Origin of the sequence: Vibrio sp. Y10_XG_PY6, from assembly GCF_024181795.1 — a bacterium.
Taxonomy (GTDB): domain Bacteria; phylum Pseudomonadota; class Gammaproteobacteria; order Enterobacterales; family Vibrionaceae; genus Vibrio; species Vibrio diabolicus.
The window spans coordinates 410,302-429,002 of the sequence record NZ_JAMZAQ010000001.1 but is presented as its reverse complement, the minus strand read 5'-3'; the positions used below and the strand labels follow the sequence as shown (position 1 = coordinate 429,002).

General features: G+C 46.4%; 12 protein-coding genes and 1 pseudogene. 3 read left to right on the top strand and 10 right to left on the bottom strand.

The genetic code is table 11. The features are described 5' to 3' along the window. Positions 1-312: pseudogene (locus NL644_RS01905) on the top strand (hypothetical protein); the annotation flags it as partial. Positions 313-316: 4 nt separating this feature from the next. Beyond that, positions 317-1,963 (top strand): BatD family protein, encoded by a 1,647-nt coding sequence (locus NL644_RS01900; protein ID WP_181869473.1) that lies wholly within the window; start codon positions 317-319, stop codon positions 1,961-1,963. A 116-nt stretch (positions 1,964-2,079) separates the two neighbouring features. On the opposite strand, the gene NL644_RS01895 is transcribed toward NL644_RS01900, so the two are convergent. The 5 genes from NL644_RS01895 to NL644_RS01875 all read right to left on the bottom strand — a co-directional run bounded on the left by NL644_RS01895 (position 2,080) and on the right by NL644_RS01875 (position 8,083). Then, positions 2,080-4,203, bottom strand: a complete 2,124-nt coding sequence (locus NL644_RS01895) for a GGDEF domain-containing protein (RefSeq protein WP_114322803.1) — start codon at positions 4,201-4,203, stop codon at positions 2,080-2,082. 326 nt (positions 4,204-4,529) lie between these two features. After that, positions 4,530-5,279 carry a phosphate ABC transporter ATP-binding protein PstB gene (pstB, locus tag NL644_RS01890; RefSeq protein WP_005397884.1) on the bottom strand — a complete coding sequence of 250 codons (750 nt, stop codon included), beginning with the start codon at positions 5,277-5,279 and terminating at the stop codon, positions 4,530-4,532. A 60-nt stretch (positions 5,280-5,339) separates the two neighbouring features. After that, positions 5,340-6,203 (bottom strand): phosphate ABC transporter permease PstA, encoded by an 864-nt coding sequence (pstA, locus tag NL644_RS01885; protein WP_005397882.1) that lies wholly within the window; start codon positions 6,201-6,203, stop codon positions 5,340-5,342. Positions 6,204-6,225: 22 nt separating this feature from the next. Continuing rightward, complete coding sequence (pstC, locus tag NL644_RS01880; protein ID WP_006741921.1) at positions 6,226-7,158, bottom strand: phosphate ABC transporter permease subunit PstC; 933 nt, start codon at positions 7,156-7,158, stop codon at positions 6,226-6,228. Positions 7,159-7,261: 103 nt separating this feature from the next. Then, positions 7,262-8,083 carry a phosphate ABC transporter substrate-binding protein gene (locus NL644_RS01875; protein ID WP_005397879.1) on the bottom strand — a complete coding sequence of 274 codons (822 nt, stop codon included), beginning with the start codon at positions 8,081-8,083 and terminating at the stop codon, positions 7,262-7,264. Between the two features lie 328 nt (positions 8,084-8,411). Here NL644_RS01875 and NL644_RS01870 point away from each other — a divergent pair, with 328 nt between their 5' ends. Continuing rightward, complete coding sequence (locus tag NL644_RS01870; RefSeq protein ID WP_114323003.1) at positions 8,412-10,055, top strand: methyl-accepting chemotaxis protein; 1,644 nt, start codon at positions 8,412-8,414, stop codon at positions 10,053-10,055. A gap of 109 nt (positions 10,056-10,164) precedes the next feature. Here NL644_RS01870 and NL644_RS01865 read toward each other — a convergent pair whose 3' ends face one another. From NL644_RS01865 to NL644_RS01845, 5 genes are read right to left on the bottom strand one after another with little or no spacing between them, the layout of a single operon-like run. Continuing rightward, positions 10,165-10,740, bottom strand: a complete 576-nt coding sequence (locus NL644_RS01865; protein ID WP_114322802.1) for a DUF1566 domain-containing protein — start codon at positions 10,738-10,740, stop codon at positions 10,165-10,167. 1 nt (position 10,741) lies between these two features. Then, positions 10,742-12,193 (bottom strand): DUF1566 domain-containing protein, encoded by a 1,452-nt coding sequence (locus NL644_RS01860; protein WP_109169202.1) that lies wholly within the window; start codon positions 12,191-12,193, stop codon positions 10,742-10,744. 25 nt (positions 12,194-12,218) lie between these two features. After that, complete coding sequence (locus NL644_RS01855) at positions 12,219-14,471, bottom strand: proprotein convertase P-domain-containing protein (protein ID WP_253657910.1); 2,253 nt, start codon at positions 14,469-14,471, stop codon at positions 12,219-12,221. 12 nt (positions 14,472-14,483) lie between these two features. Beyond that, complete coding sequence (locus NL644_RS01850; RefSeq protein ID WP_104973085.1) at positions 14,484-16,622, bottom strand: TonB-dependent hemoglobin/transferrin/lactoferrin family receptor; 2,139 nt, start codon at positions 16,620-16,622, stop codon at positions 14,484-14,486. Then, complete coding sequence (locus tag NL644_RS01845; protein ID WP_253657909.1) at positions 16,623-18,620, bottom strand: prolyl oligopeptidase family serine peptidase; 1,998 nt, start codon at positions 18,618-18,620, stop codon at positions 16,623-16,625. Positions 18,621-18,701: the final 81 nt, after the last annotated feature.

Below are 18,701 nucleotides of genomic sequence, written 5' to 3'. Positions count from 1 at the left end.
CAACAAAAGTCTCAAGACGGTGAGAAGGAAGAGCAAGGACAACAGTCACAAAATCAGCAAGAATCTGAAAATAAAACAGAAAAGCAAAAAACAGAGCAACATCGACCGAAACGAGGTGAAAAGCAGGCTCAGGAACAAGGTGAGCCAATGCAGGCTCAAATGCAGCCAAAAAACACGCATCGGGATGATCCTGAATTCCGTCGTCTAGAAGCAGTCGAAAGCGCTCGCGATCCAAGCTTTTTGATTCGTGCACAAATGCAGCTTCAAGCTCAACAAAAACAACCTCCACAACAATCTCAAAAGGAGTGGTAAGCCCGTGATGAACAAAGGCGTACAACTGATCTTTATTCTTGTGGCCAGCCTATTATCCAGCTTCTCGGTGATGGCACAGACGCTTCAAGCAAGCGTCAATAAAACACAAGTTGCTAAGAATGAAGTGATCAACCTCAGAATCATGGCAGATACTGAGCTCAGCTCAGATGCAATTGACTTTAATGTACTTGAGAACGACTTTTTCTTGGGTCAACCTCGTTATGGGCGCTCCAGCAATAACATTAACGGAAGAAAATCTGTACGTACTGAGTGGAGTATCTCGATTGCGCCGATGAAAGAAGGTGTTCTGACTATTCCGAGCTTTTCCGCAGATGGTATGAGAACGGAGCCAATAAAGCTTCGTGTCACCGCAAGCCAAGCTGAACCCAATCTCGATAACCTATTTAGCTTTAATATCAGTGTCGACAACAGCACGCTGTACCCTCAGCAATCTGCGACATTACGTATGCAGCTTTTGATCAAAGCAGATACCCGCCGTCTTGATAACCCACAAATTGTGCCTCCACAGATTGAAGGCATGAAGCTTGAAGCGATTGGTGGCTTACAGCAGGGGCAAAAGATCTTAAATGGATTAGAAGTAGCGGTCATTGAACAGTCGTTTCGCTTAACGGCGAATCAGCCGGGTACTTACACCTTGATAGGTCCTAGACTGACAGGCTCTTACATTTATGGCGACAGCTTGACGGGCTCTACCAAGATCATGCCAATCAACACCAAAGCTGAGCAAATGCCTATCGAGGTAAAACCAATCCCAAGCGAATTTGAAGGGGAATGGCTTCCAGCTTCAGCGTTAGAAATGACGCAGAGCTGGCAAGACGATCAAGGTAATCCACTGTCGGTTAATGCGCTCAACACTGTCAAACAGGGCTCTTCACTCACTCGAACCATTCAAATTAAAGCTCGCGGAACACAAGCCGAATACCTTCCACGAGTAAGTATTGATTATCCAAGTTCGCTGCGGGTCTACCCAGAACAGCCTCAATTCGACAGCGCGAGAGATGGCACCGTTATCATGACAGTGAAGCAAGTCATTATCCCCACTGAGGCTGGGTCATATACCTTGCCGGGATACCATTTGAACTGGTGGGACAGCCAAAATGATGAAGCGAAAAAAGCGACGTTACCAGAGCTACAATTAGAAATAGAGCAAAGTGACACCGGGCTTATCACATTGCCGGAATCGCCTCTGCCAACACCACCTGAGTCAGCCATCAGTCCCGAACCAAACGGTGGAGTGAGCAGTCTCTGGCAAACCCTGACCTTTGTTTTCGCTGGACTTTGGGTGGCGACGTTAGGAATCGCGATTTGGGCATGGAAGAAGCGTCCTATGACGGCGAGTAAAACGGTTTCGAATACCGAGCAACCTCTTTGCGTTGATGCGTTGAAAAAAGTCATCAATGAAGGGGACGCTGCTAAAATTGAACGCTCAGTAAACGAGTATCTAAACACTCACCGAGACAGGTTAAGCCCTGGTGATGCGCAAGCCGTAAAACAAGAACTTGACGCCATGAACCAAGCGCGTTTTAGTGCCAATCAACAACCTTGGCATCCAGACTCGCTACTGGCAAAAATTCAAAACCTTGGCAAAGCAAACGTAACGAAAACCGACCACCAGCTAGAAAAACTATAAAGCAAAATGGCAGCTCACGAGAGCTGCCATTTTTCTTGTGCGACCAAACACACTTTAACAGTTTTATCTAAAAATCAACCAAACTGTCTCAGTAACTTTGATGTTATGAGCATCACTTATTCAACAAAAGCTTGATGCTCGTACTCATATCGCCTTACGCAATTTCGACCATGGCTCTTCGCTTGATAGAGAGCCTTATCCGACAACTGGTAAAGATGGTCGAAATTAAAGTCTTTGCCTTTCGTTTTGTAGCAAGAATAACCGACTGACACAGTGAGCAACTCCCCTTCTGGGTTGTGTTGGTGTTTGATGCCTTCATCTTCAATGCATTGACGAATACGTTCCGCTCTCTGCTTTACCGCCTCTTGATCAGAGCCGATCATTAGTAACACAAACTCTTCTCCACCAATGCGACAGAAAACCTCGTCTTCACCTTTGGTATGATGATCCAAGATATGACCCACGCGCATTAGTGCGATATCCCCTTCGAGATGGCCATAGTGATTGTTAAACAAGCCAAAGTGATCAATATCAATCAGGATAAGACCAAAGAACATCGCTTCCTCACACTCTAGCGCGCAATATTTCTGCATCACATGTTCTAACATACGGCGATTGCCAAGACGTGTCAGAGGGTCAAGTTTAGAAAGCACCTCAAGCTGTCGGTTGGCTTCTTCCAACTCTTTGGTTCGGTTCTGTACTTCTAACTCCAGGTTTTCGTTTAATCCGCGAATCGCCTCTTGCGCTTGAGTGCGCTGCAAAACCTCCGCTAGACTGGAAGCGAACATACGAATCACTTCACGTAGCTGAGAAGTCAGCGGCGCGCGCGTCAATAAGTTATCAACAGCAATAAAGGCGATGGGCCCGCTGCTGTTCGAAGTCAAAACCGTCATCGCAGCCCAGCCAAAGCCGACAATATTACAGTCATGATAAATAGGAACGGATTCCTCAAATGCCACTTCACTAGGTACGGCGCGAGCTAAATTGATCAACGAAAAGTCTTGTGTCTCACCAAAGAAATAAGACTCATCCACCACATTGCCTTGAATGTCAGTCCCCCAAGTGCCTTGCATGTATGAGCAATTTTCATCGGTCAAAAACACCGCCATCCGATCAATACCAAGATTTTTGATGGCAAAAGTGACGGCCGATTTACATACATCACTGACGGTTGTACAGCGTGATAGCTCAACCATGCTTGAATGCAACATACGCACGTTCTGCTCTTGGCGCTTTCGAATGTAAATTTGTGAGAAAAGGGAGCCAAACGAGTCCAACATCTGTTTTTGATACGCTGTTATCGGCTTGCGATGAATAAAGTTATCAAGCGCGAACCAACCAAATGGCTCATTGCCATCACGTAGAATCAACATCGCGTTCCACCCCTGCCCAACCACTTTACCTGCCGTGTATATCGGCGCATCTTCCACGATCACTAAATTGCTCTCAAGGCTCGACAGCGCAGCGATGTATTCCTCACTCAGTTGATGAAGGTCGTACTGCGTGTGGAATTCATCGATCGTAATACCAGACTCATCCGTGCCGTATGTACCGCTGAAACTTCGCTTTTTCATGTCCAGCAGCATCAGTGTGGTGCGGTCAAACCCCAACCGTTGACGTAGCGCTTCGACGGCTTTGTAATACAAATCTTTTAAGGAATCAGGGTTGGAGATCTCGAGAGCAACTTGCTGAACTAACTTCATGTTCTCGATAAAGCGCTCGCGTTGGTTAATTTCATCGACATATTGCGCTTCACGAATGTCTCTGTGTCTCATCTCTTGCGACGCATTTTTCTCGGCGCGAATGCACTGCCAACGCGCCGCTGCAAGCTGCATTGCATCATAGCTTTCTTCATAGATATTGTGTGCCGTGCGAGCATGAACAGATTGAATCAGTAGGTAGGTGCGTTTGATAGGCGTGTTATCGAGCATCATTATGTAACTATCTCCACCTAAATCTTGGGTGTGATTCCAGTTACAAGTATTGATCGCCAGAGGAATGATGCTTTCAGAAGTGTCAAACTGACTTGCCCACTCCCAGAAGCTGTCAGGATAGCTTTGGATTGGGTAAAGCTCCCCGCGAGAGAAACTCACAGAATAACGGGGATTAATTGAAGGATCTTCAAAAATGGCTAAGGCTTGAGGGGAGAGCAAACTCTCTAAATGATCAAATATCGCCTCCGCTAATAACCGATGATCCCTCGTTGAAGACACTTTTCTTGTAAAACTTCTTAAACTCACCCTACCAACCTAATCTACTTTTTTATTCTCGATAAAAAACTACTTAGGCCATCATATGCAATCAATACAATCAAATTTGAGCTGTTAAGTCATTCGCAAAATTATCAGACTTAGTTTCACATTCGAGAGCTCTTCAGCACTTTTATAACCGTATTTCACATAAGTTACATGTTCTATAAAAAGGGGGTATTTGTGCTTCCTTGCAAGAATTATTGGTATAGGTTGGTGTTATAAATCTGCAGCTTGAAAAGAAAAAGGCCCCTCAAAAAGAGGGGCAAAGTTACCATCGCTTATAGTTATTTAGTTATGCTTGTAAATATGGCGAATTAACCGAAATCACCATTTACGTAGCCTTGAGTACGGTCATCTTGAGGGTTACTGAAGATCACTTGAGTATCGTTATGCTCAACCAGTTCACCCATTAGGAAAAACGCAGTACGGTCAGAGATACGACGCGCCTGTTGCATTGAGTGAGTCACGATAACGATGGTGTAGTTCTTCTTCAGCTCTTCCATCAATTCTTCGATTTTATGTGTCGCAATTGGGTCAAGTGCCGAAGTTGGTTCATCCATCAGAATCACATCCGGCTCCATCGCGATCGTACGTGCGATACAAAGACGCTGTTGCTGACCACCCGATAGACCAAATGCGTGTGACTTCAGGCGATCTTTCACTTCATCCCAAAGTGCTGCGCCACGTAGTGAACGCTCTACCACTTCGTCAATGTGTTTCTTGTCTTTGATACCTTGAGCACGTAGGCCGTAAGCCACGTTTTCGTAGATGCTCATCGGGAATGGGTTTGGCTTCTGGAACACCATGCCAACCTTGATGCGAAGATCCGCGACATCAATGTTGCCGTAAATGTCTTCGCCGTCCATCGCCAATTTACCCGTGATTTTCACGCCTTCGATTAGGTCGTTCATGCGGTTCAAACAACGTAGAAGCGTTGATTTACCACAACCTGACGGGCCGATAAGTGCCGTTACTTGGCGAACTGGAATTGGTAGGTTGATCGATTTCAGTGCTTGGTTTTCACCGTAGAATAAGTCTAGGTTTTCAATATCAAATTTGTTCATTTTCTTAATCTCTTAAATCTTGAATTCGTGTCTTTTAACGTGCGTTCTTAATTAGTGTTGTTAGTAAGTTGCGGTGTTAAAACGTCTAGCAATCAGTTTCGTTACCATGTTGATCAGAAGAACAACCACGATAAGCACTGTTGCGGTACCGTAAGCCTGATTCCATTCTTCAACGGTAAACAGTTCGGTAGTCAGTTTGTATAGGTGAACGGTTAATGTACGACCGGAGTCCAACAGAGAATCTGGAATACGAGCAACCATGCCTGCTGTCAGAAATACAGGAGCAGACTCACCAATGACACGACCAATACTTAGAATGACCGAGGTTAAGATACCTGGCATTGCGCTCGGAAGAATCAAACGCCAGATAGTGTAAATTTTTGAAGCGCCAAGGCCGTAAGAGCCTTCACGATACGTTTGAGGCACTGCCATCAGTGCTTCTTCCGTAGTACGGATGATCACTGGCAGAATAAGAATACTTAGAGTCAGTGCACCCGACAGAATCGAGAAGCCCAGACCAAGAATTGCCACGAAGAACGTCATACCGAATAGACCGAAGATGATCGACGGGATACCCGCCAACGACTCAGTACAGAATCGGATAATTTTTACCAATCGGCTACCGACTTTCGCGTATTCGGTTAAGTAGATTGCCGTCATGATACCCAGTGGCGCCGCTACCGCGATGGATGCGATAACCATGTAGATGGTCGAGACGATCATCGGGAAGATACCGTGCTCTTCACCAGTACGTGTGTAGTTATCAGTAATGAAGTTCCAATCTACGTGTTGTAGACCATTTGATAGGATGTACCAGATAATCCAGAACAAAAAACCTACCGTTAGTGCTGCCGAAATCCAAACCAAAGCGTTAAAGACGTTATCTTTGAACTGGCGAGCTTGTTTTAGTTTTGCGCGATCCATAATAGTCACCTTTAACGAGCGATTACTTCGCTTTTTCTCGGTTTAGGTAAAGAAGTACAGCGTTCAACGACATGATGAAGACCAGAAGTACAACACCAGTGGCGTAAAGAGCGTTGGCGTGAATACCACTTGCGTAAGACATTTCAATCGCGATGTTTGCGGTTAGCGTACGTGCCGAATCTAGGATGCCTTCTGGCATAGCAGGTGCGTTACCCATCACCATGATGATCGCCATTGTCTCACCTAGAGCACGGCCAATACCCAAAATCACACCCGTCATGATCCCTGAACGAGCCGCTGGAACGAGCAATTTGAAGATTGTGTAGATTTTCGAAGCGCCAAGTGCCAAAGAACCTTCTTTGTATGCGCGAGGCACAGCTCGAATAGACGTTTCAGATACCGTGATTACGGTCGGTAGAATCATCACACCAAGCACGATGATACCTGCCAAAATCGTGTTACCCGCAGGGACATTAAAGATGTTTTGAATCAGCGGTACGATGATGACCAAACCAAAGAAACCATAAACCACAGACGGGATACCTGCCAAAAGCTCAACTGCAGGACGAATAATATCCGCAAGACGCTTTGGTGCGATTTCGGCAATGAAGATAGCCGTCAGCACACCAATTGGCACACCGACGATTACCGCACCTGCCGTCGATACAATAGAAGCAACAATCATTGTCGCAACACCGTAAAGTGCAGGCGGCAGCCAGTTTTGTCCAAGAACGATGCCCGATACACCAGCTTCTTGGAATGCCGGGATACTCTCTCGAACAATGAAGTATGCAATAACGGCTAATGAGACGATGCCGATAACGGCACTGGTTAGGAACAAGCCGTGGAAGATACGCTCTTTCCAGTCTACGCGACGTTTCTCGCGCAGGCCGGGCTTGCTGATAGCTTTAGCGTCAGTATTCATAAGCTTTTCACTATTTGTTGCGATGGTCATTTAAAAAATCTCACGGTTCTGGGCGTTTTGCCGGTGAACACTATGGATAGAAAAGGCTCAGCCCTAAATGGTGGGCTGAGCAAACTTAAGAGTCCCGATAAAATTAGTGAACTGAGATGTAACCGTTTTGGTCAACTAGCTTTTGCGCATCTTCAGTTAGCATCCAGTCTAGGAATTTTTGCGTTTCAGCTGATGGCTTGCCTTCTTTGTAAAGAACAAGGAATGGACGAGCTACTTTGTAAGAACCGTTTTTCACGTTAGCCACTGTTGCATCAACACCGTCGATTGCTAGAGCGTTAACTGTGTTGTCTACCGTACCTAGTGAAATGTAGCCGATTGCGTATGGGTTAGATGCAACCATTGTTTTGAGTGCGCCGTTACCGTTTGCAACTTGAGCACGTTGAGAGATAGCTGATACCTTCTTACCAGAAATCTTCATTTTAAGAGACATGATGTCTTCAAATGCGCCACGAGTACCTGAAGCCGTGTCACGAGTAATTGCTACGATTGGCTTGTCTGCACCACCGACTTCTTTCCAGTTTGATACTTCGCCTTTGTAGATTGCAGTCACTTGCTCTGCTGTTAGGCCAGGCAGTTTGTTTTGTGGGTTAACAACCACTGCGATACCATCACGAGCAACCACTTCTTCGATTAGTGTTGATTCTTTTTCAGAGTCTTTTAGATTACGAGAAGACATACCAAGGTCTGCTGAACCATTTTTTGCTGCTTTAACACCAGCTGAAGAACCAGGGCCTTGAACTTCGATAAATACGTTAGGGTTCTTCTTCATGTACGTTTCAGAGAAAACTTCCATCAGTGGAGTTACGCTGCTAGAACCCACTGCAGAGATAGTTTCTTTAGCAGAAACAGGAGTCACTGCCATTGCGCCTAGAAGTGCGATTGCACCGATTACTGTCTTTTTCATCACAATTTCCTTAAGTGGCTTTATTGCCGTTGTGTTTCACTTGAACGGTGCTCACTTTAGAATTTGAATATGACAGTTGTGTTTCACTTAGTTGAACCCTCTATGACACGTTGTCATTTCTGTATATTAATTCCGCGACTGATCCCTCTACCGTTTTTAGCTTAGCGCTTTTATAAATTGCCGCGCGTTCAAAATGATAACTCCATCGATTTTGGTACATTTCATAACAATTGGATATGAGTAAGTCATTGATTTGACGAATGTGGCAATTAAAATCGAGATGCTTATTTATAAAAAAGATAATAATCAAACCGATAGAGGGTCAATCATGCGTCAATTTCTTAGTACGCTTTCTATTAAACTTCAGGTCTTTTTACCTGTTCTATTCACCGTTGTATTACTCGTCATTGGATTGAGCGTCGGAATCGGCAAGCTCGACCAAGCATTCAATAAGGTTTCCACTTCCACCAACAAGCTGATCATTCATAAAGAGGAACTCAGCGCCATCGTAGACAACGCCTACGCTATGCGCATCAAAGCCATTTACAGTCTATTTAGAGCCGAAGATGTCCAATCTCTCAACCAAGAACTGTCTGAACGACAAAACAAAAACCGCGATTTTCTGAATTCCATCGATAGCCTCCCAGGCGTTCAAACCGAAGTGAATGCTATGCGCAAAGCCATGGATCACTATGTTGATTTCACGCGCGTCACCATGACACCTCTGCTCACCACCAAACACTCTTCTGGCTACACCACATCCGATTTCAATCAAAAGTACGAATCTGCGATGGCAGAATATCGATTGGCTGGCGAAGCAATGATCAACGCCATCGACAACCTGTCTAAACAATTGAATCAAATCGTCACCGATGAAGTGGAAGCGAATGGCGAACAGCATTCAACCACGCTCACCTACAGCGCGGTCTCGCTTGCAGTTATCTTGAGTACCGCTTCGCTTATTAGTTGGATACTAGCTAGCTATATCGTTGCACCGATTCGTAGCCTTCAAGGAACCATGCAAGAAGTCGCGAAGGGAAATCTATTGGTTAAAGCCGAAGCCATCGGAAAAAACGAAGTGTCGCAACTGGCTCAGGATGTAAACCAAACCATCGACAAACTGCGTGAAACCGTGAGTGCATTAGTTCGAATTAGTGAAGATGTGGCATCAGCATCGACCGAGTTAGCGACTGTTATGACTCAAAGCAGCGTTAACTCAGATCAAGAAAAGCAAGAAGTTGAGCAAGTGGCTTCGGCAATCAACCAACTAGAATCGACTGCAGCTGAAGTGTCGACCAATGCACAAGAAGCCGATAGCGCATCAAATCAAGCACGCACGCTTACCTCACAAAGTCTGAGCATGTTTGAGGAAAGCACTCGCGCAAGCGAAAAAATGGCAGAACAACTCAACGAAGCCGCAGCCGTCGTGACATCGCTGAAAGATCAATCAGAACACATTGGTCGCGTGATCGAAGTGATTGAAGGCATTTCTGAGCAAACCAATTTGCTTGCACTGAATGCAGCGATCGAGGCTGCACGAGCGGGCGAAAGTGGCCGAGGCTTTGCGGTAGTCGCCGATGAAGTACGTATGTTAGCGGCGCGAACTCAGGAATCGACGAAAGAGATCCAAACCATCATCGAAGAGCTTCAGCAGCAATCGGGTCACGCAAATGAAAGCATGCACTCTAGCTTAGCCATGTTGTCAGACAACCAAGCTCTGGCACAAGAAGTTAGCCAATCACTTGCTAATATCAGTAACGCTATCGCCGATCTGAACTCAATCAACACTCAAGTGGCGACCGCATCAGAAGAGCAGAAACAGGTCACGGCTGATATCAACAACAACTTAACGAACATCTATGAACTAGTGAGCCAGAACGTGACTGGCATTACGCAGTCCGCCTCTGCCGCTCAAGAGCTTTCAGGCTTAGCGGAAAACCAAAAGCACCAACTTAAGCAGTTCCAAGTTTAAACATTCCGCTCAACACGATAAGTGCCAAAGGTTAGAAAAGAAAAAAGCTCCGCACTGGCGGAGCTTTTTATAAAGGCAAAGCTATCAATCTTTATTAACGTAATAAGTATTATTCATCTGTCACTAACAAGAGAGAGCTTTTGAAACTTGAGTCTAATGGATCTCTATTGAAAACCTCACCATTAGTCGTATCAAGAGTAGCAACATGCTTACCATCACCATTAGGTGTGTTACTCCAGATATTACGTCCTAAAATATCGTCCTTGTCTGTCAGTGTATAACCGCTCGCAAAGCCTGTACCATTCATCGCTGGGCTATAGCAAGCTTGCTCCGTTAACGATACCAACTCTTTAATGTTTGCTAGTCGCCAATTCTTTTTGCCAGCAAAGTTGTGTAGAGGGTGGTTACCGGACGGATTACGAATTTGTTGGGCCGTAGACAGCGCGAATTGCCATGACATCGTAGCTCGCGTTCCGGTGCATTCTTCGTTTGCTGCATTCCATTTCATACCGACTGGACAGCGCATCCATGTAAGACCTGTTTTTAAGTCAGTTACAGTTCCCTTATCTGAATAAGTGTAACGTGTATTAGGTGCTGTTTTAGCAAACTCAGTCGAACACTCTTGTGCTGCCATTGCTACTTGAGAAGCCAACACAAGAGATAGCGAGGTCATTAGTTTCTTCATCTTATTGTCCCTTAACTGCTACTAGACGGATTGGGAATTGGTAGGAATCATAGGCATCTTCACTTGTACTGCTTGAGCGAATCTCAACGAATGAAGTGGCCCCTCTATCTGCGCCCCGAGAGACAATTGCGGGGAAATAAATCTCACCATCCATGAGCTGTGATGATGTTTCCGTAAACCTAAAACCATCATGCCAAAACGCACCTTTTTCTAAATAAGGGCTGCCTAAAGTTTGCTGTGGGAAGTATTTGACATTAAAACCATACACATTGTTCGGTTCATATTCTGTGCTCGGCGCAAATAGTGTCTTTTCACCGAAATCTAGTAAGTCATAAGTTTCACGGTAAGTAGGCAGGCGCCAACCAGTGATTCCACATAACGATTGTTTGTTTATGTACTCAACGTATTGGCTCGTAGTACAAATTTCATCGCCCACCTCTTTACAGCCCGCAAGATCTACATCTTTGCTAAATGGCTTAAATGTTTCAGACTCAAACGCAAATAGGCGGTCTTTAAATTGAATAGAGCTCGCATCCGCACTCTTGTTTTCCCAAACAAGACCAGTACGCTCATCCAAAGTGCAAGCCCACTCAGTGGCATCTGCAGCTAAAGCAGCGCCTTGTGAATCTAGCTTAACGAACTTAAAGCCCGCGCCTGTCGACGTTTGCTTGTCCTGTTTGTCGAAGCCGTATTCCGCATCTTGACCAGGGTAAGAAGCTTGGACCTCTGCAACGTCTGCAGCGCCATCAGCAAAGTGAAGAATGGCACCCGTATCGTTACTACCAACCGTTTGTTCAGCAACCGCTGCAATCTCTTCAGCAAATGCACTCACTTCCGCTTCAGACAGAAGATCAGAGGCTAGCGATTTACCTTGGAAGCTAAGACTTTGAGCAAGCAGCGCTACGCCTTTGGTCATTTGTTGTGGTTGCATCGCAGCTAATAGCGCAACCGTGTTTTGCTCTAGCTTGTCCAGCTCGCTGGCTTCTGCGTTAGACATCACCGAACCATTCAGCGAAACGCCTACACTAGCCAGTTGCGCTTTAACAATCTCTTCAGCTTGAGCAACGGTTTTACCGTCAACCACAAGACCTGCGAGCAATGTTGTTACACCATTTACTGTGTTACCCGTGGCTAAGTTTTGGCCTGGAGCCGCAAGACGCAACGTTTGGTTTGAGCCTTGATCAACTTGAGCAAGAATCGTGCTAGTCAAAATGTTCTTGTCACTTGACGTCAGGGAGAACTTACCAGCATTATCCGTTTTAGCACTCGGTTCAGTAGTATCACAAACGTAGTTCTGGTTTAAATCGATACATACTGGCGTATCAAGAAGTGTACCTGCAGAAACGATGGTGCCAGCTACATTATAGGTCGGTGTTGACGTGTCACCACCAGAACCACCGCCACAACCAGCTAGGGCTAGTGACATAGCAACGAAAGAATATTGAAACTTCATAAATTTTGTCTTCTTTAGATTTTAATTAACGAGAACGAATCACTCTCACCATTGAAAGCAGGAAAAGTCCTACCAAGGTCCAAGGCGAACCACTGCCACCTGAACCACCACCACTGCTTTCTTTAGTGGTATCAGCACTACACTGATACTGAGCAAAGTGACTAACACCCCACTCTTTCAACACCCCAGAGTTCCCTGACACGCGGTCAGATACTTCGAGACGCCAAGTACCCCAACTCGGTTGACCGACAAGTGCTTGTAACTCCTCGTCATACTGAGCGGTGAAGTAACCTTTAAACCCATTGGTATTGCTTGATTGATGGCTAAGTAGCACAACCGATTTACCTTGTGGAGACACAAGCGTCACTTGCAGATCCTGCAGTGAGTCATGTTCGATGTTCAGGTAAACCGCAAACGAATCATCAATCGTGCGTGACTTGTCCGATAGCGTCTGAGAGAACAATCTGTCACCCTGCTCCGGCAAAGCGGAATTCACGGATTGAGGCTGGATATCGAGCTCTGGCGTACCATTAACCAGCATCACCTTTTCGCTCCACTGGTGAGTCTTTAAGCCTTCAGCAAATTGGTAATCCAATGAAATAGAGGAATCGAATTGCGTGCCACATGTCAGACCGCTTGGTAACGCCACCTTCATTGAGGTCGAGTCAGAAAGCGTTTCATCAAAGTCGAAAACGGATGCGTTATTTAGCTGCCATTGCCCTTTGATGCTCGCTTCGCGGCCAGTTTGGCTCAGGTTCACTCCCACTTCTTGACCTTGTGCGATGTATCGAGCGTCATAGCGAACACGAAGAGGCGCCTTAAGTAAGTTGTGTTTTTTGAAGCTGTCCGTCAGGAACTGGGCATAGTCTTTATTTGGGAACAAAGTGCTTGCGGCAAACACGGTGGATTCCGCAAGATCATGCATTTTCACGCCACGACCAATACCATACATGCCTTCAAGTACAATGGCGTCAAACTCGCGGAACACGTTATCGGTATCATCACCGTATCGTTCAACCGATGCTTTAAGCGCTTGGAACAGTGGCGTTGACCATAGCTCGTCGCCTAATTCACCGCCCACACTGACGTGCGCTGGATACTCTGAGCTCTCGAAGTAACGCGCTCTTTGGTTCCATAAGCTACGAGTTGTTTTGCGTGTTCCGAACATACCGTCCCAGTTGAACACCGTATCTAACTCGAATTCTTGGCCACGGCGAGCTGCGTCTAAATACTGTGTTCGGTAGCTCGCGCTGCCCGCCCAGTAATCACCAACACCTTCTCCAATCGCGCCAGTGTGGCCATACGCCCAATCGGGAACGATTTGATAGTGAATCCCGTGTCCTAGCTCGTGCAAAATCACATCTGCATCCGCAGCATCTGGAGATATTCCGCCAACGCCTAACATCAACGCACGGGAACCTGTGTAGTAAGAAGAGTTGTCGAGCGCCAAACCACGCCCATCAAAACGAAGCGGTTCTTCAAATAAGTCATAGCTCAAGCTCGATAAGTACTGCAGTGAGCTATCAAGATGGTAAAACGCCATCAACTGCAAAAAGGCATTGTCGCCAAGTTGAGCGCTTTGCATCGCTTTTACATCCGCAAAAGATTGAACCCCCTCAGGCGGCAAAATACTGCTGGTATCACGCACAGGCTCCGCACCTACCGCAGGTGAAGACAGTAATGCAAGTGCATCCACCTGTTTAACGCGCTCGTTAGCTAGGTAGAACTTGCCACCGGACTGCAAAACTTGAATCTGCTTCTCAACATATTGAAGTGGCTGCGGATAATCCTCTAACGAATTCCACGCAGAATCAGGCGCAGCTTGTTGTTGCATTGTACGTAAATCAGGATCAAAGAGTGAGACGGGAACGGTCACTAACTCACCAGAGCTCAATGCTGGCGGCTCGGTCACTTCCAAGCGAACAGGCAGTTCCAGTTCTCCGGCTGGCATCGCCTCGCCATTACGAATCACCGTATCTTCAAGGCTTTTGAAAATACGCTCGACTTGGCTGTCTTGGTTAGTCGACAGCACAATGGTGCGTTGCGGTTGATACTGCCCATCGACCCACACATCAAAGTTGTAATGATCTCCGAGCTGAGAACGAGTTTGATAGCGAAACTTAAGTTCGCCAGCGCTAGCGTAATTGGCTTGTAAATAGCGCAGCGCTTCAGCTTGGTTCGTAACCGTAATGGCAGCGCTAGGGTAATCCCACTCGGCAGCGTTCGTCACTTGAACGCCTGCTAACGTAAGAGAAAGCGCCAAAAGTTTGAGTTTCATGCAGGGCTCCTACTAAAAGATGTACTTCGCGTTAACCGTAAAGTAACGACCTGGTTCCGTTGAGTAGCGTTTGCTCTCATCTGCTATACCAGCAACGTCTTGGTAGCGAATGTATTCTTTGTCGAACAGGTTGATGATGGTCGCACTCAAACGAAAATCTTTGGTGATTTGGTAACTTGCCCCCAAATCGAGCGTGTTCCATGCCTCTGTTTGTGCGCATTCGGTTTTTTGTCCAAGTGACGTTTGGCAACTCGGCACACGATCCATCGAACCAGCCCAGTTCCACGTCGCGAACGCATTAAAGTCTTGCTGCTGATAGCTCAGCCCAACATTGCCCTCGAAAGGTGTGATGCTACGAACGTACTCGCCTTCGGCGTCCTTTCCGTCAACATAACCAAGCTTGGTACTTAGCTTCCAAGACGATGTGAAAGCATACGCAGCAGAAAGCTCGGCGCCGTAGGTTTCAACGCCGTGTAAGTTTTGGTATTGCTTGATGTAGTTACCGAAGTTATCTTGCCCTGTGGTAACAACATCGATGAAGTTTTGGAACTTGTTGTAAAACGCAGAAACGTAAAGTTGCGCGCGGCCATTATCGAATTTGTTACCGATTTCAAAGGAGTCCGAAGTTTCAGCCTCTAGGTCCATGTTCGGTGCAATGACAAACGGCGTTAGCGGCACAAAGTCATGGTTTACGAAGCCATACGCTTTGTCGTATTCCGGAGCACGATAACCGTGGTTATAAGATACATAAGCGATGTTATTGGCAAACACTTCACGAGAAATCGATAGGCTTGGAGATACCTCTGAGCTATCCATGTCTTTTAATGGGAAGCCGCCCACTTCACCCTCACCGTCCGGTGTTAGACGATGCGCATCAAAGCGCAGGCCGCCTGTAATGGTCCATTTATCCAGCTCCACCATGTCTCGAACGTACAGACCAATGTTATAAGCGCGAGCAGGAGCGAAAGGTTGTTTGGTCGAAGGCGTTACCCCGTTCCAATCAATCTTGGAATCGCTATCTGTGCGTTCATAATAGTCAGTAGAAAGCTCGATACCGTAAGCCAATTGGTGCTCAGCATTTGCAGCATAAATCGTATTGGTGAAATCACCACGGAAGCCAATTGTTTCGTCAATGAAGGTTTTGTGTTCTAGCTCGCGACGTCTAACAGTCAAACCATTGTGGTCAACTTGTCTCATTAAACGATTCGTGTCTTCCACCACTTCGGTGTGGCGCCAGTAGACCTTTGTATCTAACTCTTCGAACCAAGTTGGATTAATCGGTGTAACCTCTGCACCAATGTAAGCGCTGTACTCTTTTGTCGATTCATCTTCTGCGAAGTCTTCGATATGCCATTTGCCATCCTTCTGTATAGATGGCGAACCTTCCAGGCGTTGTTGGTCTTGCCGATAAAGTTCGGCACGCGCTTTGACCATCACTTCATCATTGAAGAAATGATTGATGGCGTATGACGCGCTGTAACCATCCAAATCGCGGTTGTACAAATCTTGGCTGAAGTTACGCGTCTCTTCACCTTGCCAATACGCCGCGTTGACTAAGCTTTCCGTGTCGCCAGAACGAAATGCCAGATTGCTCGCGCCTTTGTATTTATTGCTGATCCCCGTGTACGTGCCCGTGGCATCAACATAAAAGTCACGATCTTTTAAAAACTCGCCAGGCTGTTTGGATTTTAGAATCACAGCGCCACCGATAGCACCAGAACCTAAGACTGATGAGCTCGCCCCTTTCACTACTTCTAATGATTCAAGATTAGAAAGATCAAACGTATCGCGGCCCACTTTGTCATTGCTGTCATTCGCACCAAAACCGTCTGCTGAGCGAATACCGTCACGAATGATCATAATGCGGTTACCCGTCATGCCTCGAATCGTGATGTTTTGTGGACGCCCAGCGCCGCCCGACACACTTACCCCAGGTTCATGACGCAGCGCATCATAAAGCTCTGTTTCGCCCTTTTGTTCAATCTCTTCGCTAGTGACAACTGCGACGCTGCCTGCTAATTCAGACATTGGTTGTTCAATCCGATTCGCCGTCACCACGACCTCTTCCATAGAGAAAACGTCAGATTTGGCGTGCACTTGGCTGGCAGCTAGTACCGAAAGTACTGCCGCTGACACTGGGGTAAGCTTCATTTACTGCTCCGCTTTAGATGTTTTAATTAGTGATAAAAGAAAGGCGTATTCTTTTGCTTGTTGTTCTTGCGCTTGTCGTGGGTCCATTTGGTGGCCCGAATTAAAATCGGTCTGCAACAAGTACGGCCCGTCGCGCTCACTTAGCGCGGAAACCTTGGCGAGATACTTGGCGCCTTCCCAATAAGGCACGCGCTGGTCGATCAAACCGACTTGAACCAGCATGGGTGGGTAAGCGTCTTTATGAATGTTGAGAATTGGATCGTACGCTTTCATTAGCGCCAGTTGCTCAGATTTGGTTGGGTTACCCCATTCGCCATACTGCTGTGTGGTCAGCGGAAGTGAGGTATCCGACATGCTTGCTACCACATCAACAAAAGGTACTTTAAGCACGACACCTGAAAATAATTTAGGGTCTTGATTAACCGCTCCTGCGACCAACGTGCCACCAGCACTTGAACCGATGGCAAAAATCTCTCTATTGCCACGTTCGAATGTTTGCAGCGCCTTAGCCGCCGCGACAAAATCACCAATAGAATTGGCTTTGCGCACACCACGGCCCTGCTCGTGCCACTCATCGCCAAAGTACCCACCACCGCGAACATGAGCGATAGCGTAAATCACGCCTTGGTCGAGTAAGCTTATGACTTGAGGCATAAAGTAGGGCTTCATCGTAAAACCGTATGCGCCATAGCCGTAAATCATCACAGGTGATTGCGCGTGTAATTTGTCTTTGCGATACGCTAAAGAGACCGGGACAGAAACACCATCGTGCTTGATAAAAATGCGTTGGGAGACATAACGTTGGCTATCAAAATCTTGGTAAGCATCTTGAGAATACAAGGTTTTAGTCAGCGTTTTTACATCGAACTCTTCCCACTGAGGAGGCGTAGTCATCGACATACTTCGTATACGAATCTTGTTTGATTCAAAATCGCCCAACGTGCTCAACCAAGCGACATTGCCATCCTGTTCTAATGGCAATATCACTTTTTCCTGACCTTGGTATGAATACACCGTCAATGTCGCTACGTTGTTCGGCTTACTGAGTGCCACAACTCCTGCATCATAAAGGTAGAACTGGCCAAGCGGTTCACGAGGGGTCGTAAAGCGTTGCCATGTTGCGCTAAGAGGTGCTAGATCGGTTTGATAAAGTGCAAATGTACCTTCAAGATTGCTGTTGATGTAAACGCGCCCTTTCGCCACATCCGCGTAATATTCCACGCCCGCTTCCGGCACTCTCAGTGAATCGCTTACGGTGCCCGTTTCTAGATCAACAAGCTTCTGCTCTGTGGTTGACTCGTTGTTGCTTTGCAGCACCACGTAACGGCTATCTGCCGCACGGTAGAAAGAAAGTAACCAATCTGATTTGTATTCGTGCCATACAACGGTTTTAGCCGAAGATTCAGTGGAGATGCGTAGGATCTGATGAGGTCGCTGTGTACGCATTTCCTTCGAAACGAGGTAAGCCATCTTACCATCAGGTGAAAGCAATACACCGCTATCGACGTGCGTTGCCAGCTCCGTAGATTGGCCAGAGAGTAAATCAACAACCACGGCGCGATATTGCTCGCTTCCATCAATATCTTCAGTGAAAAGCAACGTGTCTCCGCTTACTTGCCACTGCCCTACTTGATAATACGGATATGCAGATTGACGTTCAGAGAAATCAAATACTGTGTTCTCTTGTGCATACTGGTTCGAACGTGATAGCAACACATAACCACTGTCACGACGCGTTAACGTCCATTCGCGTCCATTTACGATCGACCATGGTTTATCACCTTTATCTGCCACCATGGCTTCCCACTGCGCGAGCAGATCTTGCGTCAACGTCTGATATTTTTTTTGATGCTGTTCAGTCTTACGGTTCTGCTCTGTTAGGTAGGTAAGAACTCGCTCATCTTTACGAGCGTCATCTCGCAACCAATTAAAGTCATTAACAGCAAAGCAAGAACTAGAGGTAATTATGAGCCCTAAAAAAACATGAGTAAATTTCATATAGAGAGCAAATTCATTTATAGGATTAATACAATGGCGCGTATTCTGCCCTTAAATAAAAATGAGATCAATTATCATTTT

What these genes read in the sequence shown, in the direction of transcription:
- pstB (WP_005397884.1), bottom strand. Translation starts at nt 5,279, where the DNA reads ATGAACAAATTTGATATTGAAAACCTAGACTTATTCTACGGTGAAAAC.
- NL644_RS01875 (WP_005397879.1), bottom strand. Translation starts at nt 8,083, where the DNA reads ATGAAAAAGACAGTAATCGGTGCAATCGCACTTCTAGGCGCAATGGCA.
- pstA (WP_005397882.1), bottom strand. Translation starts at nt 6,203, where the DNA reads ATGGATCGCGCAAAACTAAAACAAGCTCGCCAGTTCAAAGATAACGTC.
- pstC (WP_006741921.1), bottom strand. Translation starts at nt 7,158, where the DNA reads ATGACCATCGCAACAAATAGTGAAAAGCTTATGAATACTGACGCTAAA.
- NL644_RS01860 (WP_109169202.1), bottom strand. Translation starts at nt 12,193, where the DNA reads ATGAAGTTTCAATATTCTTTCGTTGCTATGTCACTAGCCCTAGCTGGT.
- NL644_RS01855 (WP_253657910.1), bottom strand. Translation starts at nt 14,471, where the DNA reads ATGAAACTCAAACTTTTGGCGCTTTCTCTTACGTTAGCAGGCGTTCAA.
- NL644_RS01870 (WP_114323003.1), top strand. Translation starts at nt 8,412, where the DNA reads ATGCGTCAATTTCTTAGTACGCTTTCTATTAAACTTCAGGTCTTTTTA.
- NL644_RS01850 (WP_104973085.1), bottom strand. Translation starts at nt 16,622, where the DNA reads ATGAAGCTTACCCCAGTGTCAGCGGCAGTACTTTCGGTACTAGCTGCC.
- NL644_RS01845 (WP_253657909.1), bottom strand. Translation starts at nt 18,620, where the DNA reads ATGAAATTTACTCATGTTTTTTTAGGGCTCATAATTACCTCTAGTTCT.
- NL644_RS01865 (WP_114322802.1), bottom strand. Translation starts at nt 10,740, where the DNA reads ATGAAGAAACTAATGACCTCGCTATCTCTTGTGTTGGCTTCTCAAGTA.